Source organism: Maribacter litopenaei, from assembly GCF_025244665.1.
GTDB lineage: Bacteria > Bacteroidota > Bacteroidia > Flavobacteriales > Flavobacteriaceae > Maribacter > Maribacter litopenaei.
Window position 1 is genome coordinate 2277453 of record NZ_CP104205.1, and the last position, 25905, is coordinate 2303357.

Consider the following 25905-nt stretch of genomic DNA (forward strand, 5'->3'; position numbering starts at 1 on the left):
ATTATTTAGCGGTCATTCGTATGGCCCCATCCAAGCGGATGACTTCCCCGTTTAACATTTGATTTTCAATGATTTGTTTCGCCAAGGAGGCGTATTCCTGCGGTCTTCCCAACCTTGATGGGAAGGGGATTTGTTGTCCAAGGGACTCTTTCGCATCTTCCGGCAACTCCTGCAACATTGGAGTTTTAAAGATACCTGGTGCAATGGTCATCACCCGAATTCCAAACCGGGCAAACTCCCGAGCGATGGGCAGCGTCATTGCTACGATACCTCCTTTAGAAGCCGAGTAGGCCGCTTGTCCTATTTGTCCGTCATAGGCCGCCACGGAGGCCGTATTTATGATGACCCCACGTTCCCCGCTTTCCCCAGGTTCGTTTTTCTGTATTTCGTTGGCAGCCAATCGCAATATGTTAAACGTTCCTATCAGATTGACTTCGATTACCTTTGAAAAACTGTTCAGTTCATGGAGGCCTTCCCTTCCTAAAACACGTTGCGCGGGTTCAATGCCAGCACAGCTGATAGCTCCATGGAGCGCGCCGAATTTTTGAATACCTTCTGCTAAAGCACTAATCACGCTTTCTTCATTGGTTACATTGACTTTTTTAAAGTATGCCGAAGGACCCAATTCCTTTACCAGTTGCTGACCTTCCGTCTCCTTAAGATCCAAAAGAATGACGTTGCCTTGATTTTCAATTATCATCCGGGCAACCGCCGCTCCCAAACCCGAGGCACCACCACTGATTAAAAATGTTTTATCCTTTATCTCCATGTAATTTTATTGACAAAAAATTGTTTGGCCAAAATATGCGAAAAGCATATCTAAATATAGTTTTTATCAATTTTCAACGCTAAAATTTATCTATTAATTTATAATTGTAAATTCTGTTTGACTAATCGATAAATTTTTACCATAAAAATTGATGTAAAGTAAAACAAAGAAAGGCTTTTATTTTAGCTAAAATCGATTCAATTTTATGCAAATTCAATCAATCTGAAATTTTTCGATAATCCCCCGGGGTCATTCCAGTATGGGATTTAAAGAATCGGGTAAAATCACTTTGATCCACTTTACCCACGTTAAATGCTATTTCAGCTATGGACAGATCCGTTTGCCGTAGCAGCACCTTGGACTCTAAAATCCGCATGTTGGCTAACAAGGAATGTGCGGATTTTCCCGTGACCGACTTTACACATTTATGCAAATGGTTTTTGGAAATCGATAAATAATCGGCGAACTCCGCCACTGTTTTCTTATCACGAATAAAGCGCTGTAAGGCATCCTTATACTGTTCGGTAATGCGAAGTGCCGCGTTATTTGGGTTAGATTCTAATTCCAATACATCTGTCTGCTTGTTTACTTCTTTCAATAGGGTGGCTAAGTACATGGGTATCAAATCGAACCGATTCGCATCCCCTAGCATATATTCATGCTCCAAAATCTTCAAAAGGTTGGGAAGGGTACCCATGTCCTTAATCTTTACCAAAGGGGCGGCATTGAACCTAAAAAAGGGAAAATCCTTCTCCAGGTTGATCTTTAATATCCCCTCTTGAAAAATGGCGGAATTAAAATGACAATAATATCCGTCGGCATCGGCACTCACATATTCCAAAGAGGTTATTTGATCTGCAGGAAGAAAGTAAAAATGACCGGGCAGGATTTCATACCTATTCAATCCTTTGCTCCTAATGGCCTTTCCTTGGGTCAAAAAAATAAAAAAATTGACCGTCCTTCGATGCGGCAATACCGGTATCTTCAGGTGCTTGGCATACTGTGCGATTTTGGTTATGTGGAATTTATGATACGACGGATAATTGGGCGGCTTCCAACCTTGAAAAAGAAATTCATCAAATTGGGAGGTAGTTAAACTGGGTATTTTGAAGTCCTTTTCGCCCGCCATCCGCTACAATAAAATTTCTGTATCGTCCTTCTTCATTGTAGTTTTGGTCATACTCAACAGGCGCTCCTGCAACCCTTTTAACTGTGGAATTTCATATTCGAAAAAATGCTGCATTGTACTAATCTTAGACTTTAAAAAGTCCGAGTTAGGCTCACTTTGAAGTTTTTCATGAGCCGTGATTCCTTGCTTTATCCATTGCCATGCCACATTTAGGATCCCAAAAACTCCATATACAAATTGGCATCGGCGAGGTATACCTCTGCCGAATGTTCTTTTGTCAACTCTGCCAAATGCTGTGTAATCTCAAATAAATTATCAATTTCCAAGGACAATCTAGCGGCATAAGTTGCCAATTCCTCAAGTTCATGGGCGCGTCCAATATCCAGCATTACCTCTTTGCACCAAAGCTCCAAGCTCTTCCCTTGATCCTTCAAGACTTGTCTTCCTAACAATCCTAACGAATGAATTCCAGTGGTACCTTCGTAAATAGGTAAAATACGTACATCCCTCGCCAATTGTTCCAACGGAAAATCCGAAGTATATCCGTAACCTCCAAATACCTGCAAGGCTTGGTTTACACTGGTGACCCCGTGTTCCGCTCCATAGGTTTTGGCGACGGGGGTCAATAAACGCAACAATCGGGTATACTTTTCCACTTCGCTGCTTTCCGAACTATGTTTTTGCATATCCAAATACAGATAGCATTGAAGTATAAAGGCCAAAGTTCCTTCTATAAATGCTTTTTGGGATAAGAGCATCCGTCGTACGTCCGGGTGGTTGATGACGGCCACGGATTCAGAGGCATCCTTGGATTCGTCCGGATGCCTTCCCTGCTTTCGTTCGTTGGCATACCTCAACGCATGGTAATAGGCCGAGGAGGCGATTCCCGCCCCCATGGAACCCACACTAAGCCTGGCATTGTCCATCATCAGGAACATATGTGACAGCCCTTTGTGGGCCTCCCCTACAAGATAGCCCGTACAAGAATCGTTTGCGCCGAATTCCAAATGCATGGCGGGGGTAGCCTTCTGCCCCATTTTATGATAAATTCCTATGGAGCTCACATCGTTATACTGACCATCGTCCGAAGTAGTCGGTACCAAAAACAAGGAGATACCTTTAGTTCCTTGGGGAGCACCTTCAATCCTTGCCAAAACTAGGTGTAAAATATTCTCCGTAACATCATGGTGGCCGGCAGAAATGAATATTTTACGCGCCCTTGATGTAATAGCTTCCATCGGATTTTGGAATGGCCTTGGTAGTGATATTCGCCAAAGAACTTCCGGATTCCGTTTCCGTCAAGCACATGGTTCCCAACCAATTGCCTGATAATATTTCGGGAAGGTATTTTTTCTTTTGCAGCTCTGTACCAAAAGCGGCAATGACATTGGCCACACCCTTCGCCAAATCGGTATACATAATGTAGCTGTTTGACTTGGTGCATAGCATAAAATCTACGGCAGCGACAATGGTTTTGGGAATCTGAAACCCACCCAAATCTTCCGATAAGGCTCCACCCACAAAACCGGCTTCGGCATAGCTTTTTACAAAATTGTGGATGGACGGATGGACCTTCACCTTTCCATCTACCAACTCGGGTTCATTTCTGTCGGATGCGATGATATCCTCCGGGTTGATTCTATCGGCAAGGTCCGTTGCCGAATCCAAAATCATTTGGAGGCCTTCAGTGTCATACTCCTTGAAAAAAGGTAGGGAATTCAAAGTTTGAACGGAGAGGACATCGAACAATATAAAATCCAAATTTTCCCTTGAAAATGATTTCATAGTCTCTTTTTATTTAGCGAGTTTGGGATTCGGGTAATTATCGGACTGGTCTTCGGCCGTATTATCCATACATACAAAATCCTTTTCCAATAATAGACACAAAGTAATGCCGTTTGAAGTTTTAATCTCCGGACTAAACCCCACCACATCGTTCTTTGGCCAGGCTGCACTTTTATCTCGGTTAAAGTACATGGTAATGGTATCGGCCGAAAAATCCACATCCAATTCCTGCGTACCATTATCCGCCTTAATGGCGTAAGCAAAAGTCCGGTGGGGGAATTCTGTTTCTTCCCTGTAGTATCCGGTTTCCGCCAAGGTCTCCACTTCACTTTTCGTAAGACGGTAGCGTATGGAATTTCCTTTGATTCTTATTTTCATGTGTTCATTTATTCTTCTTTTCAACCAAGCCCTTGGTGAATTCATTTAAGGTCTCTACTTTTTCTTCAAAATCCCCTTTGATGGTCTTTCTGAATTCATTCAGGTTTTTGACCAGATCATCTATATTTTCCGGAATAACATCCTCAAAAAACTGTCGGAGTCTTTTGGCGGTCGTGGGTGATTTTCCATTGGTAGAAATGGCCACCTTCACATTGCCCTTGGTCACGATTCCTCCCATATAAAAGTCACAAAAAGGAGGGTTATCCGCCACGTTCACCAAGATACTGCGCTCCCTACAATCTTGATATACCTGCTCGTTTACCTCAACCTGATCCGTTGTGGCAACGACCATATGTTTCCCTTCCAAATAGCTGGGATTATAATAGCCGGAATGCATGATCACTTGGGCTTGTTGCGCCAATTTTACAGTCTCCTCCCGAAACATGGGTGAGACCATTTCCACTTGTGCATTGGGACTTGATTTCAGCAAAAACGTCAACTTTTCCAAAGCCACATTGCCCCCGCCCACAATCAATATTTTTAGATTGGAAACCTTTAAAAAAATAGGGTATAATTCGTTTCGTTCCATGTACGCTTATATACTAATAATTATGTCAACGCCTTTTCTACCGAGACTCTTAGATATTTGGGATAAGGAGAGTTTCAATGCGGCCTCTTGCCCTTTCTCGGACATTTTGCGCCACGTTTTTTGTAAAATATCCACCACTTTTTCCTCTGAATGCTCCTTGGCAAAGGGCTCAAAGTAATATTCCGAGAAAGACCAAACAAATGACGTCTTCCAAGGTCCGGGTCTCATCATTTCTCTTTAGCTGTTTCTTTTCCAATAAAAATTGAACCTTCTCGATGGTCTCATGGTCATAGCCTACCTCCTCCAATATTTCAGCGGCCTTTTCCGCATGGAACTTTTTAAGCTCCTGTCGCCATTTTAAATATCCCACTCGATTCATTTCGTAGGACTCCCTGGGAATTTCCCACCTACGAATGTGTTGGGCCCTTGCCGTTAATCGTAAGACTTCGGAGGCATTTGGGGCAAAGTCATTAAGCTTGTCCGTCATACGCATCGCATACAATACTTCCTTGGGATACTCCCTTCCCATAAATACCTCGGTATTCGGGTCCTTTGAGTTTGCAAGATCAAAAAGCTCAAACGCCTTTGATAATTTGTCTGAAGTGGCCATGAATACAATTTTAAACTAAGATACAATATTGAAAGGACCCTTGCAGGCCTTTTGATTAAGCACCTACGGATTGACTTCCTCATCGACTGAATTCAAGATAGTTAATTAACCAATTATCTTCGTTTTGTTATTATAATTTTCGTTTATTTGTGTTTTACCTATGTTTTATTTCTCTATTTAGGGTTTATGTTAGCTAATCAAAGAAAATCTAAAATTTTGGACATCCTTAAAGAGGATGGATCTGCCAAAGTGGCCGCGCTTTCCAAAATTTTTAAGGTGACCGAGGTAACGATCAGGCAAGATTTGGAAAAACTGGAGGAAGAAGGATTGATCGTACGGGAACATGGTGGCGCCTATTTAAAGGATATGGCCGATCAATCGGGTAATTTGATTTTGGCCAATCAGGACAATCTCGACCTTAAAGAAGCGATCGCCCAAAAATGTATCGATTTTATAGAAAGTGGTGACACAATCATTCTCGGATTCAGGAAGCACCACTACGGAAATTGCCAAAAAACTCATGGGCTATAAAAACCTGACCGTCATCACCAATGCCCTGAATATAGCATTGCTGCTGGGAACGGAACCTGGCATAGAAGTTATCATGACCGGTGGAGAGTTCAAGCCCCCTACCCTGTCCTTGACCGGCCGGAAGGCGGCCGATTTTTTCGAGGGACTCAACGTGCAAAAATTGTTTTTGGCGACGGCGGGGATTTCCTTGAAATCGGGTTTGACCTATCCCAGCCTCAGTGATCTTGTCGTAAAAAAAGCCATGATCAATGCCGCGGATATTACCTATTTGGTAGCGGACCACACAAAATTTGGTAAAAATGCCTTGGCAAGTTTGGGGGCACTATCCCTAATCGATTATATCATTACCGATGCCGGTATCAAGAAAAAGGACAAGGAAGTCCTGATAGAGAACGAAATAGAAGTAATTACAGCATAAAACTAAACATAAAAAACACGCATGTCAAAAGCCAATTTACCCATAGGAATCATCATAGGAAATCGGGATTTTTTTCCGGACAGTCTTGTGGAAAAAGCCGTGAACCGAAATTCGGAGGTATTTAAAAAACTAAACCTCACTCCTATTTTATTGGAAATTACCGATACCAAATTGGGCGGTGTAGAGGTCTATAAGGACTCACAGAAATGTGCCGACCTGTTCAAAAAGCACAGGGATGAAATTGGAGGTATTCTGGTTTTATTACCCAATTTTGGGGATGAAAGAGGGGTGGCCGATACTTTAAAATTAGCCAACCTAAATGTACCGGTCTTGGTACAGGCCTATCCTGATGAACTTTCCAAAATGAACGTTGTAAACAGACGTGATTCTTGGTGCGGGAAAATATCGGTCTGCAACAACCTGTATCAATATGGTATAAAATACTCGCTAACGAGTGGGCATGTAATGTCCCCTGCCGAGGAAGCCTTCCAAAAAGACCTTTTGGATTTTGTAGCGGTTTGTAGGGTGGTCAAAGGATTACGGAATGTTCGTATTGGTGCCGTGGGTGCCCGTCCAGGAGCCTTTAACACGGTGCGCTATTCTGAAAAGATACTTCAAAGAAACGGTATTACGGTAACCACGGTGCACCTATCCGAAATACTGGGTAAGGCGGATAAATTGACGAAGGACGATGCTGCCGTAAAACAACATCCGGAAGCTATCAATTCATATGCCCCTAAGGGAAAAACACCGGATGCGGCCATGATCCAAATGGCCAAGTTGGATGTGATTCCTCAATCAGTTCGTAGAGGAGTACGCCTTGGATGCTACCGCCATACAATGTTGGACATCGCTACAGCAGAATTTTGGCTGTAACGTATGTACCAGCATGAGTATTATGAGCGAAAACATGCTTCCTTCGGCGTGCGAGGTGGACGTTACCGGAACTTTGAGCATGTATGCCATGCAACTGGCATCCGGCGCTCCAAGTGCCTTGGTGGATTGGAACAACAATTATGCGGATGACCCCAATAAATGTGTGTTGTTCCATTGTGGCAACTGGGCCAAATCCTTCCTACCGGATATTGAAATCAGCAATGCCCCAATTCTAGGGAATTCTGTTGGGGTGGAAAACACGTATGGCGCATTAGACGGAAGAACCCCGGCCAATCCTTTGACCTATGGAAGAATCAGTACTGACGACCCCAAGGGAATTATAAAGGCCTATATTGGGGAGGGCGAACTTACGGACGACCCTCTGAAAACCTTTGGCAACAGGGCCGTTGCCAAGATAAACGACCTTCAAGGATTGATGAACTACGTCTGCAGAAACGGATTTGAACATCATGTGGTCATGAATGCTTCCAAAACCGGAGCGGTATTGGAAGAAGCCTTGGGCAACTATATGGGTTGGGAAGTTTACAACCACAAATAACAGCGTATGACGGACAAAGAATTAAAATTAAAATCGGTATACATACGAAAGACGCTTTTAAAGTATATCTATAAAGCGAAAGCCGGCCATACGGGCGGGAGTCTTTCCTGTACCGATATATTAAATATATTATATAACCGCGTGTTAAACGTCGACCCTAAAGATTTTAAGAATCCAAACCGTGATCGATATATCCAAAGTAAAGGCCATTGTGTAGAGGCCCTATTTGTGACCTTGGCGGATCGTGGCTTTTTTCCAATGTCTGATTTGGAGGAGTTATGCAGCTATCAGTCGCATTATATAGGCCACCCCACCAAAAAGGTTCATGGTGTGGAGCAAAACACGGGTGCCTTAGGACACGGACTTCCTATTTGCGTAGGCGAGGCCATCGCCGCCAAGTTAGATGAAAAATCGCATCGTATCTTCACCCTCATGGGAGACGGCGAATTGCCCGAGGGTTCCAACTGGGAAGCTTTTTTGGCGGCCGCACATTATAAACTGGACAACCTCTACGCTATCTTAGACTATAATAAGCAGCAGATTACTGGATCCAACCAAGAAGTTATGAATACGGATTCCGTAAAGGACAAATTGGAAGCCTTTGGCTGATCCGTTCAAGAGGTAGACGGGCATGATGTACTGGCCTTGGAAAAAGTACTGAACAACTAGTCCTTTTGAAAAAGGAAAGCCAAATTTCATTATCGCACACACGATTAAGGGAAAAGGAATTAGCTATATGGAAGGTAACCTGAAATGGCACCATGGGGTTCCAAGTCCTGAACAATATGAGTTGGCCCAAAACGAATTGGACGAAGCAGAGGCATTAATCTAGAGACACATGGAGTTAGACAAAATAGAGGAAAAAGATTTAAAAATGGGCATTGCCAATCAGGTCGCTTTTTCGGAGACCTTACAGGATTTGGCAAAGACCGATACCGATGTCGTTGTGGTGACCAGTGACTCCCGAGGTTCCGGGAAATTGGTGCCTTTTGCCGAAAAATTCCCAAAACAGATAGTTGAAGTAGGTATTGCCGAACAGAATCTGGTAGGTGTTGCCGCTGGACTCGCATCCGCAGGAAAAAAGCTTTTGCAGTTTCCCCTGCTTGTTTCTTAAGTGCCAGGGCACTGGAACAGATCAAGAATGATGTCTGTTATTCCGATAATCCCGTAAAATTGGTTGCCATCAGTGCGGGAGTGAGCTATGGAGCCTTGGGAACCACTCATCACAGTTTGCATGATTTTGCTGCGCTACGTGCGATTAATAATATTACCATAGTCGCCCCGGCAGATAACTTTGAAACCGAGCAGGCGGTAAAAGCAGCTATTGCCCATGAAAAACCACTTTATTTAAGGTTCGGAAAAAAAGATATGCCCTACTTGGGAGATTCCGATAAAACCTTTGCCTTTGGTAAAGGAAGAATCGTTCGGGAAGGGACGGATTTGGCCATTATTGCGAACGGTGAAACGGTATATCCAGCATGGTTGGCAGCAAAAAAGTTGGAAGAAGTACTCGGCATACAAACTACCGTTGTAAGTATGCATACCATAAAACCATTGGATACCGAATTATTGGAGCAATTAGCCAAAAATGGGCGTCCGATTATTACTGTAGAAGAACATATGGTATATGGGGGCTTGGGAGAGGCATGTGCCTCCCATTTGTTTCAAAAGGGCTACCATAATCCATTTAAAATTATGGCCATTCCTGATGAATATACGGTGACAGGTTCACAAGGTGAAATCTTTAATCATTATGGTATTTCCAAAGAAGGTATCTATGAGGTTGCAAAAAATCTACTAAAAAACTAATCTGTCAAAATGAAACTGCTACCTCGTAAACTTTACTTGACACTGTTAATCCCGCTTTTGCTATTACTATTAACTGTAAGATGCAGGGAGACCAATACCGATGGCCCTAAAAAAGTGGCGGTAGTCATATCTACCTTAAATAACCCTTGGTTTGTGGTGTTGGGAGAATCGGCTGCAGAGCGTGCAAGGGAATTGGGGTATGAGGCTACAATTTTTGACTCGCAAAACAATACCTCCAAAGAGGCTGAACACTTTGAAAATTTAATTGCCACAGGTTTTGATGCCATTTTATTCAATCCGACCGACTCTGAAGGTTCCGTTTCAAATGTGAAGCGAGCAAAAGAGGCGGGCATACCTACTTTTTGTATGGACCGTGAAATCAATTCTTTGGAAGTGGCCACTTCACAAATAACTTCGGATAATTTCACGGGGTGTGTGGAACTGGGAGAATATTTTGTACGAAAACTGAGCAAAAAAGGAAAGTATGTGGAATTATTGGGACTGGTCGGCGACAACAATACCTGGAACCGTTCCAAAGGCTTTCACAGTGTTGTAGACCATTTTCCCGAGTTGGAAATGGTAGCCCAACAAAGTGCAGATTTTGACCGAAGCAAGGCCATGGAGGTGCTGGAATCCATTATGCAATCCAATCCGGATATCGATGCCGTCTTTTGTGGTAACGATGCCATGGCGATGGGAGCCTACCAGGCATTGGTCGCGTCGGGCAAGGCGGATAGCGTGATGGTTTTCGGGTTTGATGGGGCAAAGGATGTCATGGATGCGATAAAGGATAAAAAAATAGAGGCCACTGCCATGCAGTCACCCAAGCAGATGGCCAGGACAGCGGCCGAGCTAGCGAATGAATACCTCAATGGAGCCCGCAATTTCAGCAAAAAAACACCCTTACAGGTGAAAGTGGTCACACAGGAAAATATCGATGCATTCGGCGCATACGGATCAACAAACTGATGATGGGAAAACTTCTAAAATATAGTATCATAACGATTATCATCCTGATTGCAGGATACAATTCGGTCACCCTATCCCCTTTGGACGAGGTCAAAAAATCACAGAATGATGCCGTTTTCAATGCCCGTGCCTATGCGGAGAACTTTATATCCAACGATGTCACCTCCCTTCCGGCCACAGAGGTTACGGAGTTCCTTTCACAAATTTCCGAGGACCTTGACGGGTACACCGAACAATACGGTAAGCGCCTTGGCATCAGCGATGCTTATAATTTTATACTTCAAGGAACCGGTACCGTGTCCTCTATGGAAGAAGAGTACGTAAACTTAATCCTAGAAAATGAAAAGTCGATACACATTGCCACCGATTTTATTTTTGGCAATGCCATTCGAGACGGCAGTGCCATGGCCGATATTGGGGATTATCAAAATACCATGGACTTTAATTCCATTTCCGTGGAACTGAACAACATCGTACGGGAAGAGATTATTCCTCCCTTCATGAAGAAAGCAAAGGTTGGTGATGAAGTCCTCTTTAAAGGGGCTGTAACGGTAGATGTCACGGATCCTCAATCGGATAGCCTAAAAATAATACCGCTACTTCTAAAAATCAACGAGTAATTGGAAAACAGGCCGGACATCCTATTTGAAGCGAAGAACATTACCAAAACATTTGGTGGGGTGACGGCATTGGACGCTGTCAATCTCGAGGTGCATCGGGGTAAAGTAAATGTCATCGTTGGGGAAAACGGGGCCGGTAAATCCACCTTGATGAAGATTCTATCGGGGGTCTACCCGGATTATGAAGGTACCCTGATATTGGACCATGAGGAGGTACATTTCAATAATCCAAAAGATGCCATGGCCAGGGGCATTGCGATTATTCATCAAGAGCTCAACCTTATCCCCTATTTGACCATAGCCCAAAATATATTTTTGGGCAGGGAAATCAAAAATTCCTATGGGCTATTGGATTCCAGGGCCATGAACGAAAAAACGAAGGAGCTATTGACACGTCTTGACTGTCATCTACACCCAAGAACCTTGGTTTCAAAATTACGGGTGGGAGAGCAACAAATGGTAGAAATCGCCAAGGCCCTATTGGAAAAGGCCCGGGTGCTGATCATGGACGAACCAACGTCGGCAATCTCCGATTCCGAAGTGGCATCCTTGTTCAAAATCATAAAAAATCTTCAAAACCAAGGGGTCGCCATCCTATATATTTCACATAAGTTAGATGAACTTTTCGCCATCGCCGACCGATTTATTGGCCTTAGGGATGGAAAAATGGTGGGAACCATAGAAGATGCTTCCACGGCAAAAAAAGAAGATTTGATACGGCTTATGGTAGGCCGGGATATCAAAAATGTATTTGAAAAAGAAAAAACAGCACTAGGGGACGAAATATTTCGTGCGGAAAATATGAGCTTACCCCGTTTTAATAATCCATCGGAATATATTTTTAAGGACATCAGCTTTACAGTAAAAAAAGGGGAAGTACTGGGTATTTTTGGGCTTATGGGTGCTGGAAGGATCGAGCTATTAGAGACCCTATTCGGACTACATGCCAAAACGATGTCCGGTAATATTTACGTGGACAAAGTACTTGTGAACATCCGCAACGTGATGGATGCCATTAAGGTAGGTATGGGTCCGGTACCGGAGGACCGAAAGCAGGACGGTTTAGTGTTACCGATGGAAATTTTTAAAAATGTAAGTATGGCAAGTATTGCCAGCGTGGTAAAAAACGGTTTCCTTCATGAGAAATCTGAAGCCGATCTATCCAAAAAATACATCGAATGGTTAAAAATCAAAACCCTTTCGGAAAAACAGCTTTCCAAAAACCTGAGTGGCGGCAACCAGCAAAAAGTCGTACTGGCCAAGTGGTTGGCCACAAATCCGAAGGTACTCTTCTTGGACGAACCAACCCGAGGCATCGACGTAAATGCCAAAAACGAAATTTACCATCTAATAAACAACTTGGCGAAGGAAGGGCTGGGAATCATAGTAGTATCCTCTGAACTACCCGAAATAATGGCCATCTCTGACCGGATTCTGGTGTTGAGCGATGCCCGGATCAATGGTGAATTCCATCAAAAAACAGCCAAAGAAGAAGACATCATGCAGGCCGCAATTTTATAAAAATACAACCGACCAAAATGACCGATATTAAAAGTACCTTATTAAAGTTCCAATCCATAATAGCCTTGTTGGTGCTGTGTGTAGTCCTTACCCTATTATCCGATAAGTTTTTGACACCGAGAGAACGGATGGAATATCATGCGTCAGATTTCAATCAACGTTTGCATATCCGTCGGAATGACATTGGTGATACTCACCAAGGGCATTGACCTTTCGGTAGGTTCCATGCTGGCCTTTGCAGGAGCGGTAACAGCGGGACTCTTAAAGTTCGGTATCGAAATTCCATCGGTAAATACCTTTGTCGGTTTCACCGTTTTTGGGGCTATATTGGCCGGGCTGCTAGTCGGTGGTGCCTTGGGAACTTTTAACGGTTGGATGATTACCAAGTTCAAAGTACCTCCGTTCGTGGCTACTTTGGCCATGTTGACCATCGCCCGAGGGGCCACCATGTTATGGACGGGAGGATTTCCTATTACGGGATTGGGGGATAGTTTTGCATTCATTGGCACGGGATGGTTTTTAGGCATACCGATGCCTGTTTGGATCATGGCAATTGTAGTAGCTTTTGCCATCATACTAACCAAGAAAACGGTCTTTGGCAGGCATATTTACGCCATAGGTGGTAACGAAAGTGCCGCCCGATTATCGGGTATCAATATCAAAAAAGTAAAGATTTGGGTATATGCCATTGCCGGAATATTGGCAGCTGTTGGAGGTATCATCCTTACTTCTCGGCTCGATTCCGCCCAACCAAATGCCGGTATGAGCTATGAATTGGATTCTATAGCCGCGGTAGTTATTGGAGGTACTTCCTTGTCCGGGGGGCGTGGTTCCATCATGGGTACTGTACAGGGTGCGCTTATTATAGGGGTATTGAACAGTGGTCGCAGTCCTTTTGAACGTGTCCCCTTTCTCGGCAGCAGATAATTAAAGGGTTTGTAATCTTAATCGCCGTTATTTTAGATAGAATCAACCATCCGAACGAAGAATAAGCATGGATCAAAAGCCCAAAACCTATATTTTAGCCATTGACCAAGGTACCAGTAGTACCAAGGCGATCATTTTTGACAACAAAGGTAAGGTGGTAAAGAAAGCCTCGGCCCCACTTCCAACGAATTATAGGTCGGATGGATTTGTAGAGCAAAATCCACAGGATATATTAACCAGTGTAAAAAATGCTTGTAGTGCATGTTTAACCGATTTTGATATTCAAAATCTAAGCACTATTGGAATCAGTAATCAACGGGAGACCTTTGTATTATGGGACAGCCATGGAAAACCCGTATATCCGGCCATCGTTTGGGCCTGTAAACGATCTGTGGACATATGTGGAAAGATTCAGGACCAAAGCGATTGGCTGAACGAAAAAACGGGTCTTGTGGTTGACCCTTATTTTTCAGGCACCAAACTCCTATGGCTTTTGGAAAACGACCCCTTGATTTCGGAGCGCATAAAAAATGGGGAATTATTTTTTGGAACGGTAGACACATGGCTATTGTATCATCTAACAAACGGTACATCCTATTATACGGACCATAGCAATGCCTCCGAACCCTTTTTTTTAATTTGAATGATTTGGCCTGGGACGAGGATATTCTTCAAAAATGGGGACTAAACAATCTTCAACTGCCCGAAATAAAACCGTCCTCCGATCAATTCGGAGAAACTTCGCTATTTGGTCTATTGGATGACAAAGTGGCCATATCGTCCATGATCGGTGATTCCCATGCGGCTATGTTTGGGGAGGCCTGCTTTCAAACAGGAAGTACCAAAATGACCTTGGGTACGGGTTCTTCCTTGTTAATGCACATTGGACAGATGCCCAGGAAGTCGGCTCAAGGTCTTTTAAGCACCATTGGATGGAGCACCCAAAACGAAGTTGCCTATGCCTGGGAAGGTGCCATTGTCGCCTGTGGTTCCATGATAGAATGGTTAAAGTCCATGGGTATATTGACATCTGCCCAGGCATCAGCGGACATTGCCGAATCGATTACTATCCCCTCCGAAGTATATTTGGTTCCCGCATTCAGTGGTCTCGGGAGCCCCCTTTTGGCAAATGGATAGAAAAGCATCCCTTCATGGGCTTACTTTTGGGACTACAAAGGGCCATTTAGTACGGGCCACTTTGGAAAGTATCTGCTTTCAGGTCAAAGCTGTAATCCATGCCATGGAGCAGGACTTACAACAGCCTATGCCCCAAATTGCCATGCACGGAGGGCTATCTAAAAACACCTTTGTCCAAAATGGTCTCGGCAAGTTTAATCGATGCTGAAATCAAGGTTCAGGACAATGCCGACATATCTGCCCAAGGGGCCGCCTTTTTGGCCGGTTTGACCATGGGTATTTTTAGGGATCTAGACCATATAAGTTCCCTGATAAGTTCCAACACCTTGGAAAAAAAGCAAAAATCTAACTGGGAACCAAAATATCAATATTGGAGCAACCTAATAATTCAAAAAAACAACCGATGAAATGAGCCAAAATAAATCTTGACAATCAACGTGATGCTTATTGGCTAATTACATCTGACCTTTGGAAAAAATAAAAATTAACAGATGAAAAATTTTCTTTTACTACTCCTTACAGCAGTATCAATCTCCACAAGTGTGGCGCAAGAAACAATGAAAAGGACCATTGTCACCACTGATGGAGAAATTGACGACGTAGATACCTTTATCAGGTACCTCCTCTACTCCAATGAGTTTGAAACCCAAGGATTGGTGTATTCCAGCTCCATGTGGCATTGGAAAGGTGATGGCAGAGGCACCAAATTTACCTCGGAAATGGAAATGACCAAAAGAATTTATGGGGAGAACATTAACGATTTACGATGGCCAGGAACCCAATGGATACAGGAGTTACTGGCGGAATATGCCATCGTATATCCAAACCTACTCCTTCATGATGAAAATTATCCATCTCCTCAAGAATTATTGGGTTTGGTACGCATCGGTAATATCGATTTTGAGGGGGATATGGCCAAACGTACTGAGGGTTCTGAACTTATCAAAGAAAAATTATTAGACGGTGATGACCGTGACCTGTTCCTACAGGCATGGGGAGGGACCAATACCATTGCAAGGGCCTTGAAATCCATTGAGGAAGATTATAAAGACACCCAGGACTGGCAAGATATCAAAGAGAAAGTTTCTAAAAAGGCCATTATCTATACCATTATGAATCAAGATGCCACCTACAAAAACTATATAGGATCCAATTGGCCGGAAATCAGGGTTTTCTACAACGCCAATCAATTACGGTGTTTTGCCTACCCTTGGAAACGTGTGGTTCCAAAAAGCCAACAACCCTTTTTGGAAGGGAGTTTTATGGGTGCCAATATTATCAACGACCATGGGCCGCTCCTAAAAAAATACTATTCCTATGGGGATGGACAAAAACAAGAGGGCGACCCCAATCATTTTGAGGGCGATATCACTAAAATTGTCAACACGGAACGTGGGAGTTTCTCCAAATATGATTTTATATCGGAAGGCGACAGTCCCGCATTTTTACATTTAGTGGATGTAGGATTGAACAACTACGAAGACCCCTCGAGAGGTGGTTGGAGCGGTCGCTTTGTGCTTTCTTCGGAAAACCCATTTCGGTATGAAGATGGGGATAAGGCAGCGGACCTTAACCCTGAAAGTGGGGAAATGGACAAAAGCTACCCCCGGACACGTTGGATAAAGGCCATGCAATTGGATTTTGCCGCTAGGGCGGATTGGTGCGTACTCCCTTTTGAAGAAGCCAACCACGCCCCTAAAATTGAGGTAGCGGAAGGTACAAGTATAGATGTTGATCCTGGTGAAACCGTAACCCTAAAACTTTCGGCCACAGATATAGATCATCATCCCGTTGTCCTGAAGGCCTGGTGTTATGACGAAGCAGGTGACGGCCATGCCGAGGTTAAAGTGGAGAACGCTATCGCTACCGTACAAATACCCAAAACGGCAAAAAAAGGGAATCAATTTCACATTGTTATAGAAGGGACAGATACGGGTTTTCCAGCATTAACAAGGTACAAAAGGGTTATCCTGAAAATTAAATAAGGATCTACTCTCATTACATCCATATTGGATTTAGATTAATAAACCGGTAAAAAAATAAAATTGGTATAATAACCCGTAATCTAGGTATCGTAGATATTTCCATTACCTTTAACTTTATGATACCGAAATACTTAAGCATGTTCTTTAAAAGACTCTCAAAGAAATTACCGCTATTGCTTTTCTTACTATCTCTTTATTTTTCAGGAACTTCACAAATAAGCCCTCCAGTGGAAAATGGAAGAAAGGAGGCTCCGGGTCAAGATCCGGCTTTTAAATCACAGACCCGGGTGCCATCTATAAATACAAAGACTCCTTTTTCCCTGGAGGTTATTACCGATGAATTGACCTATCCCTGGGGAATGGACTTTTTGCCCAATGGGGATATGATAGTAAGTGAAAAGCCAGGTGCCATTAGAATTGTATCCCCACAAGGAAAGGTACGTGACCCCTTAGAAGGTGTCCCAAAAGTACGATATCAAGGTTCCGGAGGTATGTACGATTTAAAACTGGATCCTAATTTTAAGACGTCTAGACTTGTATTTTGATCCTATGTGACCACCTCTGAAGGAGAAGCCATGAATTGTGTTGCCTCCGGTCGGCTATCAAAAGATCAGACCAAATTAGAGAATGTTAAGGTTATTTATAACATCGCCCCTACAAATGGAGGCAGATTTCATTTTGGCTCAAGAATGTTGTTCGATGAAGAAGACATGTTATTGGTCACTTTTGGAGACCGATTCATGTCTCGGGCGCAAGGAAGTACAAGAATTGAACTCGGCCTTGGGAAAAATCATCCGAATTGACATCAACGGAAAACCGGCAACGAACAATCCTTTTGGTGAAAGAGAAAATACACTCTCAGAAATTTGATCCATAGGCCATAGAAACCCGCAGGGATTGGCCTTTCATCCTGAAACGGGCGATTTGTGGGAGTCTGAACACGATCCAAGAGGCGGGGATGAAATAAACATCATCAAAAAAGGGAGCAATTACGGATGGCCAATAATTTCATATGGGGTAGAGTACCGTGGCGGTGGTGTCAATGGAACGGGGCTCACCCAAAAAAACGGCATGGAACAGCCGGTATATTACTATGATCCCGCTACGGCACCCAGTGGTATGACCTTTTATAGCGGCAAACTTATAAATGAATGGAAAAATAACTTGTTTGTCGCCATGTTAAAAGGTATGCATATTAGCCGACTCGTCATTGACGACAAAACCGGTAAAATTCAATTTGAAGAACGTCTACTTACTGCTGAGAACCAACGCTTCAGGCATATAACGGAAGGACCTGATGGTGCTTTGTACATACTCACAGATGCCGAAAAGGGTCGTTTGTACCGAATAAAATAAGGAACTAATATTTTTAACCCTTTTATCCTTAATCAAAGTCTTCCAAAGTTTGAATATCTTACTGTTTCATTTGATTCCCACTATTTATACTAACGGTAGCCACGTATTTTTGCCCATAAGAAATGACAGATAAATTTATGGCGCGTACCAAAAAGGTTGGGGTAGGGAATTTCATGTGGGGTACGCTGGCAGCCCTTATGGCCATTACCTCTCTATCTACGGATATTTATCTTCCGGCCATGCCTCAGATGATGAAAGACCTTCAGGGAGATATTGAACTAACCATTACCGGTTTTTTAGTCGGTTTTTCTATAGGTCAATTATTTTGGGGGCCAATAAGTGACAGATACGGTAGAAAAATTCCGATGACCATAGGACTTCTGCTTTTTATTTTAGGTTCTATAGGCTGTGCCTTGTCTTCCACAATTGTAGAAATCGTATTATTCAGGGTTTTTCAGGCCTTTGGGGCCTGTGTTGGGCCTATGCTTTCCAGAGCCATGGTGCGAGATACATTGGAAAAGACCAAAGCCGCCGAAATGCTTTCCACATTAATGACTTTGATGGCCATTGCCCCTATTATTGGTCCATTAATAGGTGGTCAATTATTAAAATTCACGACTTGGCATAGCATATTCTCGCTTTTGGCACTTATTGGCTTTTTGATGTTAGTTGCATCGATCCGACTCCCGGAAACACTTCCCAACAAAAAAAGAAATGGCACATCTTTATGGGAGGCTTTTAAAAAGTATAAAATACTTTTTCGAAAAAGGGATTTTATGGTCTACACCCTATGTGTAACCTTTTACTATGTTACCGTTTATGCCTTTGTAGCCGGTTCGCCCCTGGTGTATATTAATTTCTTTGGACTGAGCCCGGAAGATTATGGTTGGCTGTTCGCGGTAAATATCGTAGGAATTGCCACATTGAGTTTTATAAACCGATATTTAGTGAGGCGTTACACGTTGGACAACCTATTAAAAACGAGCACCTCGATTTCTATGTTAGCAGGGCTACTGTTAATAACCATGGCCTATACGGGATTTGGGGGATTGTGGAGTATTGCAATTTCCGTATTTTTTGTTCTTAGTATGAATGGGGTAATCGCTGCCTGTTCGACAGCATCGGCGCTAGATAAAGTTCCTGATATGGCCGGGGCAGGATCAGCTTTGCTGGGAGCGCTGCAGTATGGCAGTGGTATAGTTTCTACCTTGCTTTTGGCCTTTTTTGGTAATGGAACTGGCAACCCATGGATCATGAGTTGGATTATGGCCATATTTACTATGTTAGCTACTACAATGGCTTTCCTTCCAAAACGTAGATCGAAAATTTGAAATAAATTATTTTACCATTGGTAGCCTTATATAGTTAACTAATAAAGAATATACTAAAAGAGGCATATTGCCGTTTTTCTATAAATAATTTCCTACAAATCCCCCGGAAATATGATTTTTTTTAGAATTGTTCCAAGGATACGAATGTCGAATTTTGTCAGGCTTATCCTCCTATTTGCGAGTTTGGTTATGAATGGACAAACCGTAAAGGAACTTCAATTTTTACTTACCCAACAGGAGCTCACTTCAAAGGAAAGAGTTGAAATTCTTTATACACTAAGCAGGGAGCTGACCTATGTAGATACGATAAAATCCCTTGAATATGCAGAAGAAGCGTTACAGTTATCCACAGAGTTGAAAGACGAAAATGGCATAGCATACAGTTATAGAATATTGTCAAGTATTTATGCAATAAATGACAATTACTTCATGAGCATGGAATATATCCACAAGGCCTTGGATATTTTTGAAAAACGCTCTGATTTGGAAGGTATGGCAAACTGTTACATCTCCATGGGGCATATTTATCGCAGTCTTAACAACCGCAGACAAGAAATAAACTATCACAAAAAATCATTCGATATTTTCAACGATTTAGACATCACGGAAAGGATAGGCGTAACAGCCCACAACCTAGGAGAAAGCTATTACAATAATAAGGAGTTTATTAAAGCTGAAAATTTAACCCGTTATGCCATTAATATTAACGATTCCATACTTAACCTACCCGTGCTTTCCAGTTGCTATAAAGTCATGGGGCTCATAAAGCAAAAAGAAAATCAGGTTGACTCTGCCAAATACTATTTTAAAAGTGTACTTAATATTTCTGAGGAACTTGGTAAAAATTCACAGAAAGTAGCAACTGTCGAAGCTATGATGCAACTAGCTACAATGGCCAAAACGGAAGGTGATTTAAATCTCCAATTTAATTACTTGGAAAAAACGGAGGCATTTTGCTCGAAATTTAATTTGGATCAGTCGCTTTTAAGGGTTTACCGAGATTTGCAGACCTTCTATTTGGACCAAAATAATCCGGAAAAAGTTAAATATTATTTCGGTGCCAACAATGAACTTGCCGGGTCGATTCAAACAATTCAACTTGAAGACAGAAATAGATTGACGGAAAGTATGACATCAATACATAGGTTGAATACGGTGACAGAGGCTTTGGAAAAAGAAAATGCAGCCCAAGCTTCGACCATACTTTATAGAAATATCAGCTTAATTATTATTGCCCTTTTTCTTGTTGCTTTGTTTTTTGTATTGAGGAAGTTAAAGCACATCAACAAAGAACTCTTATTCCAAAACGATACCATTCAAAAGCAAAAAGAAGAGCTACAGGAACTTAACGCCACTAAAAATAAGTTCTTTAGCATCGTGGCTCACGATTTAAGAAGCCCTTTAGCTTCCTTAAAATCCTTTAGCACAGTTTTAGTGGACTATATCGATTTATTGAGTAAGGATGAAATATTTCATATGGGTAAACAACTGAATGATTCTGTCGACAACACTTTAAAAATGGCAGATAATTTAATCGTCCGGGCTAAATGCCAAATGAATGTCATTGAAGATCTCAGGGAGTTAATTTCTGTAAAGCAAATAGTTGAGGAAGTAACAAGAATTTTTGAAGGTATAGCTGCTAACAAAGATGTTGTTTTGCAAACCTCAATAATGGGTAACCCCGAATTTATGGGAGATAAAAATCAAATTGAGTTCGTTGTTCGAAATTTGGTTAACAATGCTATAAAGTTCACCCCTAAAAATGGAATCGTGAATATATCCGTTACCCGGACAAGTAGAGATATTAAAATCCAAGTTTCCGATACTGGTATAGGGATGTCACCGAATTTAGAAAACAGTTATTTTCGGTTCAAAAACCAAAAGGAAGCAATGGTACGGAAGGTGAAAAGGGAAGTGGACTTGGTTTAGTTCTTAGCTCGGAATTCATAAAAAGAAACCAAGGCGAAATCCATGTAGATAGTATGGAGGAAAAAGGTACTACTATTACAGTTACTTTTTCAGGAAATCAAAGCGTAGCTTAAACATAAAAAAACACCGTCTACAATAAGTAAACGGTGTTTAAGGAACCACATAATGTGATATCTGTCGGGGTGGCAGGATTCGAACCTGCGACCTCCTGCTCCCAAAGCAGGCGCGATAACCGGGCTACGCTACACCCCGAAGTTATCTTAAATTAAAAGAAATTGCGGAGAGAATGGGACTCGAACCCATGCGACACTTGCGCGTCGACAGATTAGCAATCTGCTCCGTTACCACTCCGGCACCTCTCCAATAATTTATTTGTATGAACGTTCGCTCAAATTGCGGATGCAAAGGTAAATTTTACCGTAGACGCACGCAACTATTTTGGTAGGTTTTTTGACAAAAAATAAGCAGCGACCTATCACTCAGGATATTCCACTCTTAAATGATAGATATTAGTCAGTTTTTGTTTAAAGATTTTTTTTATGGTTTCAATTTCCTTAAACGTAATGTCGGCATTTATAAACTGATTGGCTTTCATTTGTCCCGCAATAATTTTGTCAACAAATTCATCAATAATGGTATATGTTGGATCCTTTAAGCTTTTGGACGCGGCTTCTACAGAATCGGCCATCATTAAAATAGCCGTTTCCTTGGAGAATGGTAAAGGATCGGGGTATCTAAATTCCTCTTCGTTCAATTCCGGATCCATTTCCTTTTGCTTTTTATAAAAATAGTACACATAGGTAGTGCCATGGTGAGATCTTATAAAATCGATAATTCTGTCCGGCAGTTTATTTTTTCGTGCCAATTCTATCCCCTTTATTACATGGCCAATAATAATCTTGGCACTCTCCTTTGGAGTGATTTCATCGTGTGGATTTACATTCGTTATCTGGTTTTCTGTAAAATAGGTAGGATTGTTCATTTTTCCGATATCATGGTACAATGCTCCTACCCTAACCAACATAGCGTTCGCTCCAATTTCGTTTGCCGCCGATTCAGCCAGATTGGCCACTTGTAAAGAATGGTTAAAAGTTCCTGGTGCCTTGTTAGAAAGTTCTTTTAACAATTTCGAGTTAGTATCAGAAAGTTCCAATAATGAAACATCGGAAACAAGACCAAAAACTTTTTCATATATGTAAATAAGGGGTTGCACGAACAAGGTTATCATCCCGTTTAATAGAAACAATCCCAATGTATACCAAGAAATGTTACTAAGGTTTCCTTCATGTATAATATGAAAAGCTAAGTAACCTACTACATAAATGGAAATTATCTCGGCCGATGGAGATAAAAAGATTGGCTCGCTTATACAATTCAGAAACCGTTAAAATGGTAACAATTCCAGTGATTATCTGTAAAAAAATATATTCAAAACTATTAGGGACAACAAACCCTAAAATCAAAACGGTTAGAACATGGGCAAAAAGACCCAACCTAGCATCAAAAAACGTCTTCAGGATTAATGGGAGAATACAAAGAGGAACCACAAATACCAAGGTGTCATCATATTTCACAACCATGGTCGTTATGAAAACCATCAATAAGATGTTGAAAAAAATGAAAGTCACTTTCGTATTGTTCGCATAGACAGTTGGTCTGTATTTTTTCAAGAAAAGTAATAGCATCAGCAGTACCAATGCTACTAAAACTGTATAACCTATAAGAATGATATAATAATTATTTGCAGTCCATAATTCAGATTCATACTCTGCCTTTAAAGACTCCAAAACCTTTAGGTTTTCACCCTCAACCACCTCTCCTTTGGCAATAATCAATTTACCCTCATCAACGGTACCTCCGGTATAGCTTATTTTTGATAGGGCATCCTCCCTACTCTTCTGTGTGAGATTGGCATCGTAACTTACATTTGGTACAATGAGATCAAAAAAGATATCCTGAAACTCTTGTGTTAAATGTGGAATATTTTCGTCTTTTAGTTTGCTCTGAACCAAGCTGTCTACATCCGATACCCTATAAAATGATGAAACTTGTTTGCTAACAGCTTCATTATTTCTTAGTAGATAAATGGAGTTGCCATTAATTTGTTTGGCACTACCATCAAGAATTCCGTTTTTATATATTGAATCTAATAGCGTTTCACCTAAGTTCCTTAGAAATCTTTTTTGTGCATTGGTATAGTCGGAAGATCCAAATTTATTGCTGAAAGAATTCTCAAATTCTTCGTACACATTATTGACCTTCTGTTGGTCATACCTGAAATATTGACCACTGGTTTCATCAATACTTTGCTTTTCTTCCGCTATTTCGGCGTCAGTCTTTTTTATGGAAAAGTCGAAGGGTGCGTATAAGGTTTCAAACTGCCAAGGTTTCCCTTTTTGAAATTCATACTTGAACTTCCCTCCCTTTGGGAAGAAGAAAACAATAAATCCTATCGCAACAACATACAGGACATATTTAAAAATTAGGGATTGTTTTTTGTAAAGGTTATCCAAGAGTTCAATTATTACTATACCCACATCAAAAATAGAAAATATAAACTTACAGTGAGGAATTGGGGGTATTACCGGATGTTTGATTTAGAATTTAGTAATTTCGCCTTTATAAAGTTGATAGTTCATATGAAAGAGGTTGTAATCGTTTCCGCCGTTAGAACGCCCATAGGAAGTTTTTTGGGGGCGTTGTCCACTATACCTGCCCCTAAACTTGGAGCAGAGGCCATAAAAGGTGCGCTTCAAAAAATAAATTTAAAACCAGGAGATGGTGGAAGAAGTTTTAATGGGAAATGTGGTACAAGCTGGTACCGGGCAAGCGCCCGCTAGACAAGCCGCCATATATGCTGGAATCCCGGATACAGTACCCTGCACAACTGTAAATAAGGTTTGCTCCTCTCGGAATGAAAGCGGTAATGCAAGCGGCCCGCACCATAGCTGCGGGAGATGCATCGATTGTAGTGGCAGGTGGTATGGAGAACATGAGCTTAATACCTCATTACACTTACCTGAGAACACCTGTAAAATTTGGACCTTCATCATTAATCGATGGTATGCAAAAGGACGGCTTGGTGGATGCATATGACCAAAATGCCATGGGGGTTTGTGCCGATGCCTGTGCCGAAGAATATAAGTTTTCTAGGGAAGACCAGGATGCCTTTGCAATTCAATCCTACAAAAGATCAGCGGAGGCATGGAAAAATGGCCAATTTAAAAATGAGGTGGTTCCCGTCTCTGTCCCTCAAAGAAGAGGAGAGCCATTGCTCGTATCTGAAGACGAAGAATATAAAAATGTATTTCTCGGACAAGATTCCTAATTTGAGACCGGCATTCTCAAAAGAAGGTACCGTTACAGCGGCAAATGCCTCCACAATAAATGACGGTGCCGCCGCCCTAGTTTTAATGAGTGCTGAAAAAGCAAAAGAGCTAATGCTAAAACCATTGGCAAAAATTAAGAGTTATGCTGATGCCGCACAGGAACCTAAATGGTTCACGACAGCACCGGCCAAAGCGTTGCCAAAGGCCTTAAAAAAGGCAGGCATAGAATTGAATGATGTTGACTTTTTTGAATTCAATGAGGCATTCTCCGTAGTGGGTTTGGCCAACATGAAAATATTGGGCCTTACCGATGAAAAGGTAAATGTGAACGGTGGAGCAGTTTCTTTAGGACATCCCCTGGGTTGTTCAGGAGCTAGAATTCTTGTAACCCTTTTAAATGTTTTAGAGCAAAAAAATGGTAAAATTGGTGCGGCGGCCATTTGCAATGGAGGGGGCGGAGCATCTTCCATGATTTTGGAAAAAATCTAAACATCCTTCTGACATTACATGCAATACGGAATTTGCCCTTTAAGTTTAGTCCCTTTAAGACAATCACCCGATGAAACTTCTGAAATGACCAGTCAATTATTATTTGGCGAGCATTTCAAAATATTGGAATCCGAGAAAATACTGGTCAAAAATTAGGGTTCCTGCGGACAAGTGTGAAGGATGGATCCCAAATAATCAATTGCAATTTATCACAAAGGAGGAGTTTGATGATATAGAGGAAAAAACAAAGATTTATACTTCAGACTTAATTGGTTTTGCCGAAAGGCCAAACGGTATGTTGACCTCAATTCTTTTAGGTTCCTGCATTCCCTTTTCAAATTGTCTCCCGGTAACAATTGATGGAAATAAAACCCAAGGGAAACAGTCCAAAGACAATTTGATCAACACGGCGTTATTATACTTGAATTCCCCTGAATTGAAAGGAGGAAAGTCCCCATTCGGAATTGATGCCGCTGGTTTCACCCAAATGGTCTATAAAATAAATGGGTACAATTTATTAAGAACTGCGGAACAACAGGCCAAACAAGGAGAGGCCCTAAGCTTTGTTGAAGAAAGTGAACCTGGTGACCTAGCATTTTTCGACGATTCCAGTGGTTCAATCAATCATGTGGGAATTATTATGGAAAACAATTATATCATCCATGTAAATGGTATGGTCAGAATTGACAGAATTGATCATACTGGAATTTTTAATAATGATCTTAGAAATTATTCACATCAACTCCGAGTCATTAAAAAAATCATATAAAAAAAGGATCCTAAAAAACAGGATCCCTTTTATTTCTTTAAGTGCTGTAAATAATTACTCTCCTAACATCTTTTTTATTCTCATAAAGTT

General features: G+C 41.7%; 27 protein-coding genes, 2 tRNA genes and 6 pseudogenes. 24 read left to right on the top strand and 11 right to left on the bottom strand.

What is annotated here, in order from left to right:
- Position 1 precedes the first annotated feature (1 nt).
- The 8 genes and pseudogenes from NYZ99_RS12390 to NYZ99_RS12425 form a co-directional block, all read right to left on the bottom strand.
- Positions 2 to 769, bottom strand: a complete 768-nt coding sequence (locus NYZ99_RS12390) for a 3-hydroxyacyl-CoA dehydrogenase (RefSeq protein ID WP_260571470.1) — start codon at positions 767 to 769, stop codon at positions 2 to 4.
- 217 nt (positions 770 to 986) lie between these two features.
- Positions 987 to 1898, bottom strand: a complete 912-nt coding sequence (locus tag NYZ99_RS12395) for a helix-turn-helix domain-containing protein (protein WP_260571471.1) — start codon at positions 1896 to 1898, stop codon at positions 987 to 989.
- A gap of 3 nt (positions 1899 to 1901) precedes the next feature.
- Entirely contained in the window at positions 1902 to 2105 is a 204-nt protein-coding gene (locus NYZ99_RS12400; RefSeq protein WP_260571473.1) for an acyl-CoA dehydrogenase C-terminal domain-containing protein, read from the bottom strand.
- 2 nt (positions 2106 to 2107) lie between these two features.
- A complete protein-coding gene (locus NYZ99_RS12405) occupies positions 2108 to 3136 on the bottom strand; it encodes an acyl-CoA dehydrogenase family protein (protein ID WP_260571474.1) in 1029 nt (342 codons plus the stop codon).
- Positions 3108 to 3683, bottom strand: coding sequence for an acyl-CoA dehydrogenase family protein (locus NYZ99_RS12410; RefSeq protein WP_260571475.1), 576 nt, complete (start codon positions 3681 to 3683; stop codon positions 3108 to 3110). Before NYZ99_RS12410 ends, NYZ99_RS12405 begins: the two co-directional genes overlap by 29 nt.
- A 9-nt stretch (positions 3684 to 3692) precedes the next feature.
- Complete coding sequence (locus tag NYZ99_RS12415; RefSeq protein ID WP_260571476.1) at positions 3693 to 4061, bottom strand: DUF7009 family protein; 369 nt, start codon at positions 4059 to 4061, stop codon at positions 3693 to 3695.
- Positions 4062 to 4065: 4 nt separating this feature from the next.
- Positions 4066 to 4650: a precorrin-2 dehydrogenase/sirohydrochlorin ferrochelatase family protein gene (locus NYZ99_RS12420; RefSeq protein ID WP_260571477.1), complete on the bottom strand. Its 585-nt coding sequence runs from the start codon at positions 4648 to 4650 to the stop codon at positions 4066 to 4068.
- A 6-nt stretch (positions 4651 to 4656) separates the two neighbouring features.
- Positions 4657 to 5260 (bottom strand): annotated as a pseudogene (locus NYZ99_RS12425) (DUF4202 domain-containing protein).
- Between the two features lie 216 nt (positions 5261 to 5476).
- Here NYZ99_RS12425 and NYZ99_RS12430 point away from each other — a divergent pair.
- The 22 genes and pseudogenes from NYZ99_RS12430 to NYZ99_RS22975 all read left to right on the top strand — a co-directional run bounded on the left by NYZ99_RS12430 (position 5477) and on the right by NYZ99_RS22975 (position 21341).
- Entirely contained in the window at positions 5477 to 5791 is a 315-nt protein-coding gene (locus NYZ99_RS12430; protein ID WP_420845123.1) for a DeoR family transcriptional regulator, read from the top strand.
- The gene (locus tag NYZ99_RS12435) at positions 5724 to 6209 is read left to right on the top strand and encodes a DeoR/GlpR family DNA-binding transcription regulator (RefSeq protein WP_260571479.1); all 486 of its coding nucleotides are present in this window, start codon (positions 5724 to 5726) and stop codon (positions 6207 to 6209) included. Before NYZ99_RS12430 ends, NYZ99_RS12435 begins: the two co-directional genes overlap by 68 nt.
- A 21-nt stretch (positions 6210 to 6230) precedes the next feature.
- Entirely contained in the window at positions 6231 to 7085 is an 855-nt protein-coding gene (locus NYZ99_RS12440) for an L-fucose/L-arabinose isomerase family protein (RefSeq protein WP_260571480.1), read from the top strand.
- A gap of 22 nt (positions 7086 to 7107) precedes the next feature.
- Positions 7108 to 7644 (top strand): L-fucose/L-arabinose isomerase family protein, encoded by a 537-nt coding sequence (locus tag NYZ99_RS12445; RefSeq protein ID WP_260571481.1) that lies wholly within the window; start codon positions 7108 to 7110, stop codon positions 7642 to 7644.
- Between the two features lie 6 nt (positions 7645 to 7650).
- Complete coding sequence (locus tag NYZ99_RS12450) at positions 7651 to 8253, top strand: transketolase (protein WP_260571483.1); 603 nt, start codon at positions 7651 to 7653, stop codon at positions 8251 to 8253.
- Positions 8254 to 8482: 229 nt separating this feature from the next.
- Positions 8483 to 8758, top strand: coding sequence for a transketolase family protein (locus NYZ99_RS12455; RefSeq protein WP_260571484.1), 276 nt, complete (start codon positions 8483 to 8485; stop codon positions 8756 to 8758).
- Between the two features lie 20 nt (positions 8759 to 8778).
- A complete protein-coding gene (locus tag NYZ99_RS12460) occupies positions 8779 to 9453 on the top strand; it encodes a transketolase family protein (protein ID WP_260575234.1) in 675 nt (224 codons plus the stop codon).
- Positions 9454 to 9462: 9 nt separating this feature from the next.
- Entirely contained in the window at positions 9463 to 10422 is a 960-nt protein-coding gene (locus tag NYZ99_RS12465; RefSeq protein ID WP_260571485.1) for a D-ribose ABC transporter substrate-binding protein, read from the top strand.
- Positions 10422 to 11042, top strand: coding sequence for a DUF2291 domain-containing protein (locus NYZ99_RS12470; protein ID WP_260571486.1), 621 nt, complete (start codon positions 10422 to 10424; stop codon positions 11040 to 11042). Before NYZ99_RS12465 ends, NYZ99_RS12470 begins: the two co-directional genes overlap by 1 nt.
- Complete coding sequence (locus NYZ99_RS12475; protein WP_260571487.1) at positions 11043 to 12563, top strand: sugar ABC transporter ATP-binding protein; 1521 nt, start codon at positions 11043 to 11045, stop codon at positions 12561 to 12563.
- Between the two features lie 17 nt (positions 12564 to 12580).
- Positions 12581 to 12772: a hypothetical protein gene (locus tag NYZ99_RS21925; protein WP_260571488.1), complete on the top strand. Its 192-nt coding sequence runs from the start codon at positions 12581 to 12583 to the stop codon at positions 12770 to 12772.
- Complete coding sequence (locus tag NYZ99_RS12485) at positions 12741 to 13490, top strand: ABC transporter permease (protein WP_260571489.1); 750 nt, start codon at positions 12741 to 12743, stop codon at positions 13488 to 13490. Before NYZ99_RS21925 ends, NYZ99_RS12485 begins: the two co-directional genes overlap by 32 nt.
- Positions 13491 to 13557: 67 nt before the next feature.
- Positions 13558 to 14246, top strand: a pseudogene (locus NYZ99_RS23220) (FGGY family carbohydrate kinase); the annotation flags it as partial.
- A 135-nt stretch (positions 14247 to 14381) separates the two neighbouring features.
- Positions 14382 to 14627 carry a hypothetical protein gene (locus NYZ99_RS23225; protein ID WP_476738695.1) on the top strand — a complete coding sequence of 82 codons (246 nt, stop codon included), beginning with the start codon at positions 14382 to 14384 and terminating at the stop codon, positions 14625 to 14627.
- Positions 14620 to 14835 carry an FGGY-family carbohydrate kinase gene (locus NYZ99_RS12500; RefSeq protein WP_260571490.1) on the top strand — a complete coding sequence of 72 codons (216 nt, stop codon included), beginning with the start codon at positions 14620 to 14622 and terminating at the stop codon, positions 14833 to 14835. Before NYZ99_RS23225 ends, NYZ99_RS12500 begins: the two co-directional genes overlap by 8 nt.
- Positions 14807 to 15034, top strand: a complete 228-nt coding sequence (locus tag NYZ99_RS12505) for a hypothetical protein (RefSeq protein ID WP_260571491.1) — start codon at positions 14807 to 14809, stop codon at positions 15032 to 15034. The genes NYZ99_RS12500 and NYZ99_RS12505 overlap by 29 nt, the downstream gene beginning before the upstream one ends.
- A gap of 84 nt (positions 15035 to 15118) precedes the next feature.
- Complete coding sequence (locus tag NYZ99_RS12510) at positions 15119 to 16612, top strand: DUF1593 domain-containing protein (RefSeq protein ID WP_260571492.1); 1494 nt, start codon at positions 15119 to 15121, stop codon at positions 16610 to 16612.
- Positions 16613 to 16971: 359 nt separating this feature from the next.
- Positions 16972 to 17482, top strand: a pseudogene (locus NYZ99_RS12515) (PQQ-dependent sugar dehydrogenase).
- A 27-nt stretch (positions 17483 to 17509) separates the two neighbouring features.
- The gene (locus NYZ99_RS12520; protein WP_420845124.1) at positions 17510 to 17968 is read left to right on the top strand and encodes a PQQ-dependent sugar dehydrogenase; all 459 of its coding nucleotides are present in this window, start codon (positions 17510 to 17512) and stop codon (positions 17966 to 17968) included.
- Positions 17969 to 18090: 122 nt separating this feature from the next.
- Positions 18091 to 19299, top strand: coding sequence for a multidrug effflux MFS transporter (locus NYZ99_RS12525; RefSeq protein WP_260571493.1), 1209 nt, complete (start codon positions 18091 to 18093; stop codon positions 19297 to 19299).
- Positions 19300 to 19488: 189 nt separating this feature from the next.
- The gene (locus NYZ99_RS12530; protein ID WP_260571494.1) at positions 19489 to 21228 is read left to right on the top strand and encodes a tetratricopeptide repeat-containing sensor histidine kinase; all 1740 of its coding nucleotides are present in this window, start codon (positions 19489 to 19491) and stop codon (positions 21226 to 21228) included.
- Between the two features lie 17 nt (positions 21229 to 21245).
- Positions 21246 to 21341 carry a hypothetical protein gene (locus NYZ99_RS22975; protein WP_420845227.1) on the top strand — a complete coding sequence of 32 codons (96 nt, stop codon included), beginning with the start codon at positions 21246 to 21248 and terminating at the stop codon, positions 21339 to 21341.
- A 64-nt stretch (positions 21342 to 21405) separates the two neighbouring features.
- On the opposite strand, the gene NYZ99_RS12535 is transcribed toward NYZ99_RS22975, so the two are convergent.
- From NYZ99_RS12535 to NYZ99_RS12545, 3 genes and pseudogenes are all read right to left on the bottom strand, one after another.
- Positions 21406 to 21480: transfer RNA gene (locus NYZ99_RS12535), tRNA-Pro, on the bottom strand.
- A gap of 26 nt (positions 21481 to 21506) precedes the next feature.
- Positions 21507 to 21590, bottom strand: a tRNA-Ser gene (locus NYZ99_RS12540).
- Between the two features lie 113 nt (positions 21591 to 21703).
- Positions 21704 to 23753, bottom strand: a pseudogene (locus NYZ99_RS12545) (HD family phosphohydrolase).
- A 114-nt stretch (positions 23754 to 23867) separates the two neighbouring features.
- Between NYZ99_RS12545 and NYZ99_RS12550 the strand changes: the two are divergent.
- Positions 23868 to 25046: pseudogene (locus NYZ99_RS12550) on the top strand (acetyl-CoA C-acyltransferase).
- Positions 25047 to 25064: 18 nt separating this feature from the next.
- A pseudogene (locus NYZ99_RS12555) lies at positions 25065 to 25815 on the top strand (C40 family peptidase).
- The last annotated feature ends 90 nt before the right edge of the window (positions 25816 to 25905 follow it).

Excerpts from the sequence above, each read along its gene's own strand:
- NYZ99_RS12500 (WP_260571490.1), top strand. The coding sequence starts at position 14,620 with ATGGATAGAAAAGCATCCCTTCATGGGCTTACTTTTGGGACTACAAAG.
- NYZ99_RS12405 (WP_260571474.1), bottom strand. The coding sequence starts at position 3,136 with ATGGAAGCTATTACATCAAGGGCGCGTAAAATATTCATTTCTGCCGGC.
- NYZ99_RS12445 (WP_260571481.1), top strand. The coding sequence starts at position 7,108 with ATGAGCGAAAACATGCTTCCTTCGGCGTGCGAGGTGGACGTTACCGGA.
- NYZ99_RS12525 (WP_260571493.1), top strand. The coding sequence starts at position 18,091 with ATGACAGATAAATTTATGGCGCGTACCAAAAAGGTTGGGGTAGGGAAT.
- NYZ99_RS12465 (WP_260571485.1), top strand. The coding sequence starts at position 9,463 with ATGAAACTGCTACCTCGTAAACTTTACTTGACACTGTTAATCCCGCTT.
- NYZ99_RS12410 (WP_260571475.1), bottom strand. The coding sequence starts at position 3,683 with ATGAAATCATTTTCAAGGGAAAATTTGGATTTTATATTGTTCGATGTC.
- NYZ99_RS12420 (WP_260571477.1), bottom strand. The coding sequence starts at position 4,650 with ATGGAACGAAACGAATTATACCCTATTTTTTTAAAGGTTTCCAATCTA.
- NYZ99_RS12455 (WP_260571484.1), top strand. The coding sequence starts at position 8,483 with ATGGAGTTAGACAAAATAGAGGAAAAAGATTTAAAAATGGGCATTGCC.
- NYZ99_RS12530 (WP_260571494.1), top strand. The coding sequence starts at position 19,489 with ATGAATGGACAAACCGTAAAGGAACTTCAATTTTTACTTACCCAACAG.
- NYZ99_RS12510 (WP_260571492.1), top strand. The coding sequence starts at position 15,119 with ATGAAAAATTTTCTTTTACTACTCCTTACAGCAGTATCAATCTCCACA.
- NYZ99_RS21925 (WP_260571488.1), top strand. The coding sequence starts at position 12,581 with ATGACCGATATTAAAAGTACCTTATTAAAGTTCCAATCCATAATAGCC.
- NYZ99_RS12485 (WP_260571489.1), top strand. The coding sequence starts at position 12,741 with ATGACATTGGTGATACTCACCAAGGGCATTGACCTTTCGGTAGGTTCC.
- NYZ99_RS12415 (WP_260571476.1), bottom strand. The coding sequence starts at position 4,061 with ATGAAAATAAGAATCAAAGGAAATTCCATACGCTACCGTCTTACGAAA.
- NYZ99_RS12390 (WP_260571470.1), bottom strand. The coding sequence starts at position 769 with ATGGAGATAAAGGATAAAACATTTTTAATCAGTGGTGGTGCCTCGGGT.
- NYZ99_RS12440 (WP_260571480.1), top strand. The coding sequence starts at position 6,231 with ATGTCAAAAGCCAATTTACCCATAGGAATCATCATAGGAAATCGGGAT.
- NYZ99_RS12450 (WP_260571483.1), top strand. The coding sequence starts at position 7,651 with ATGACGGACAAAGAATTAAAATTAAAATCGGTATACATACGAAAGACG.
- NYZ99_RS12395 (WP_260571471.1), bottom strand. The coding sequence starts at position 1,898 with ATGGCGGGCGAAAAGGACTTCAAAATACCCAGTTTAACTACCTCCCAA.
- NYZ99_RS12470 (WP_260571486.1), top strand. The coding sequence starts at position 10,422 with ATGATGGGAAAACTTCTAAAATATAGTATCATAACGATTATCATCCTG.
- NYZ99_RS12505 (WP_260571491.1), top strand. The coding sequence starts at position 14,807 with ATGGTCTCGGCAAGTTTAATCGATGCTGAAATCAAGGTTCAGGACAAT.
- NYZ99_RS23225 (WP_476738695.1), top strand. The coding sequence starts at position 14,382 with ATGCCCAGGAAGTCGGCTCAAGGTCTTTTAAGCACCATTGGATGGAGC.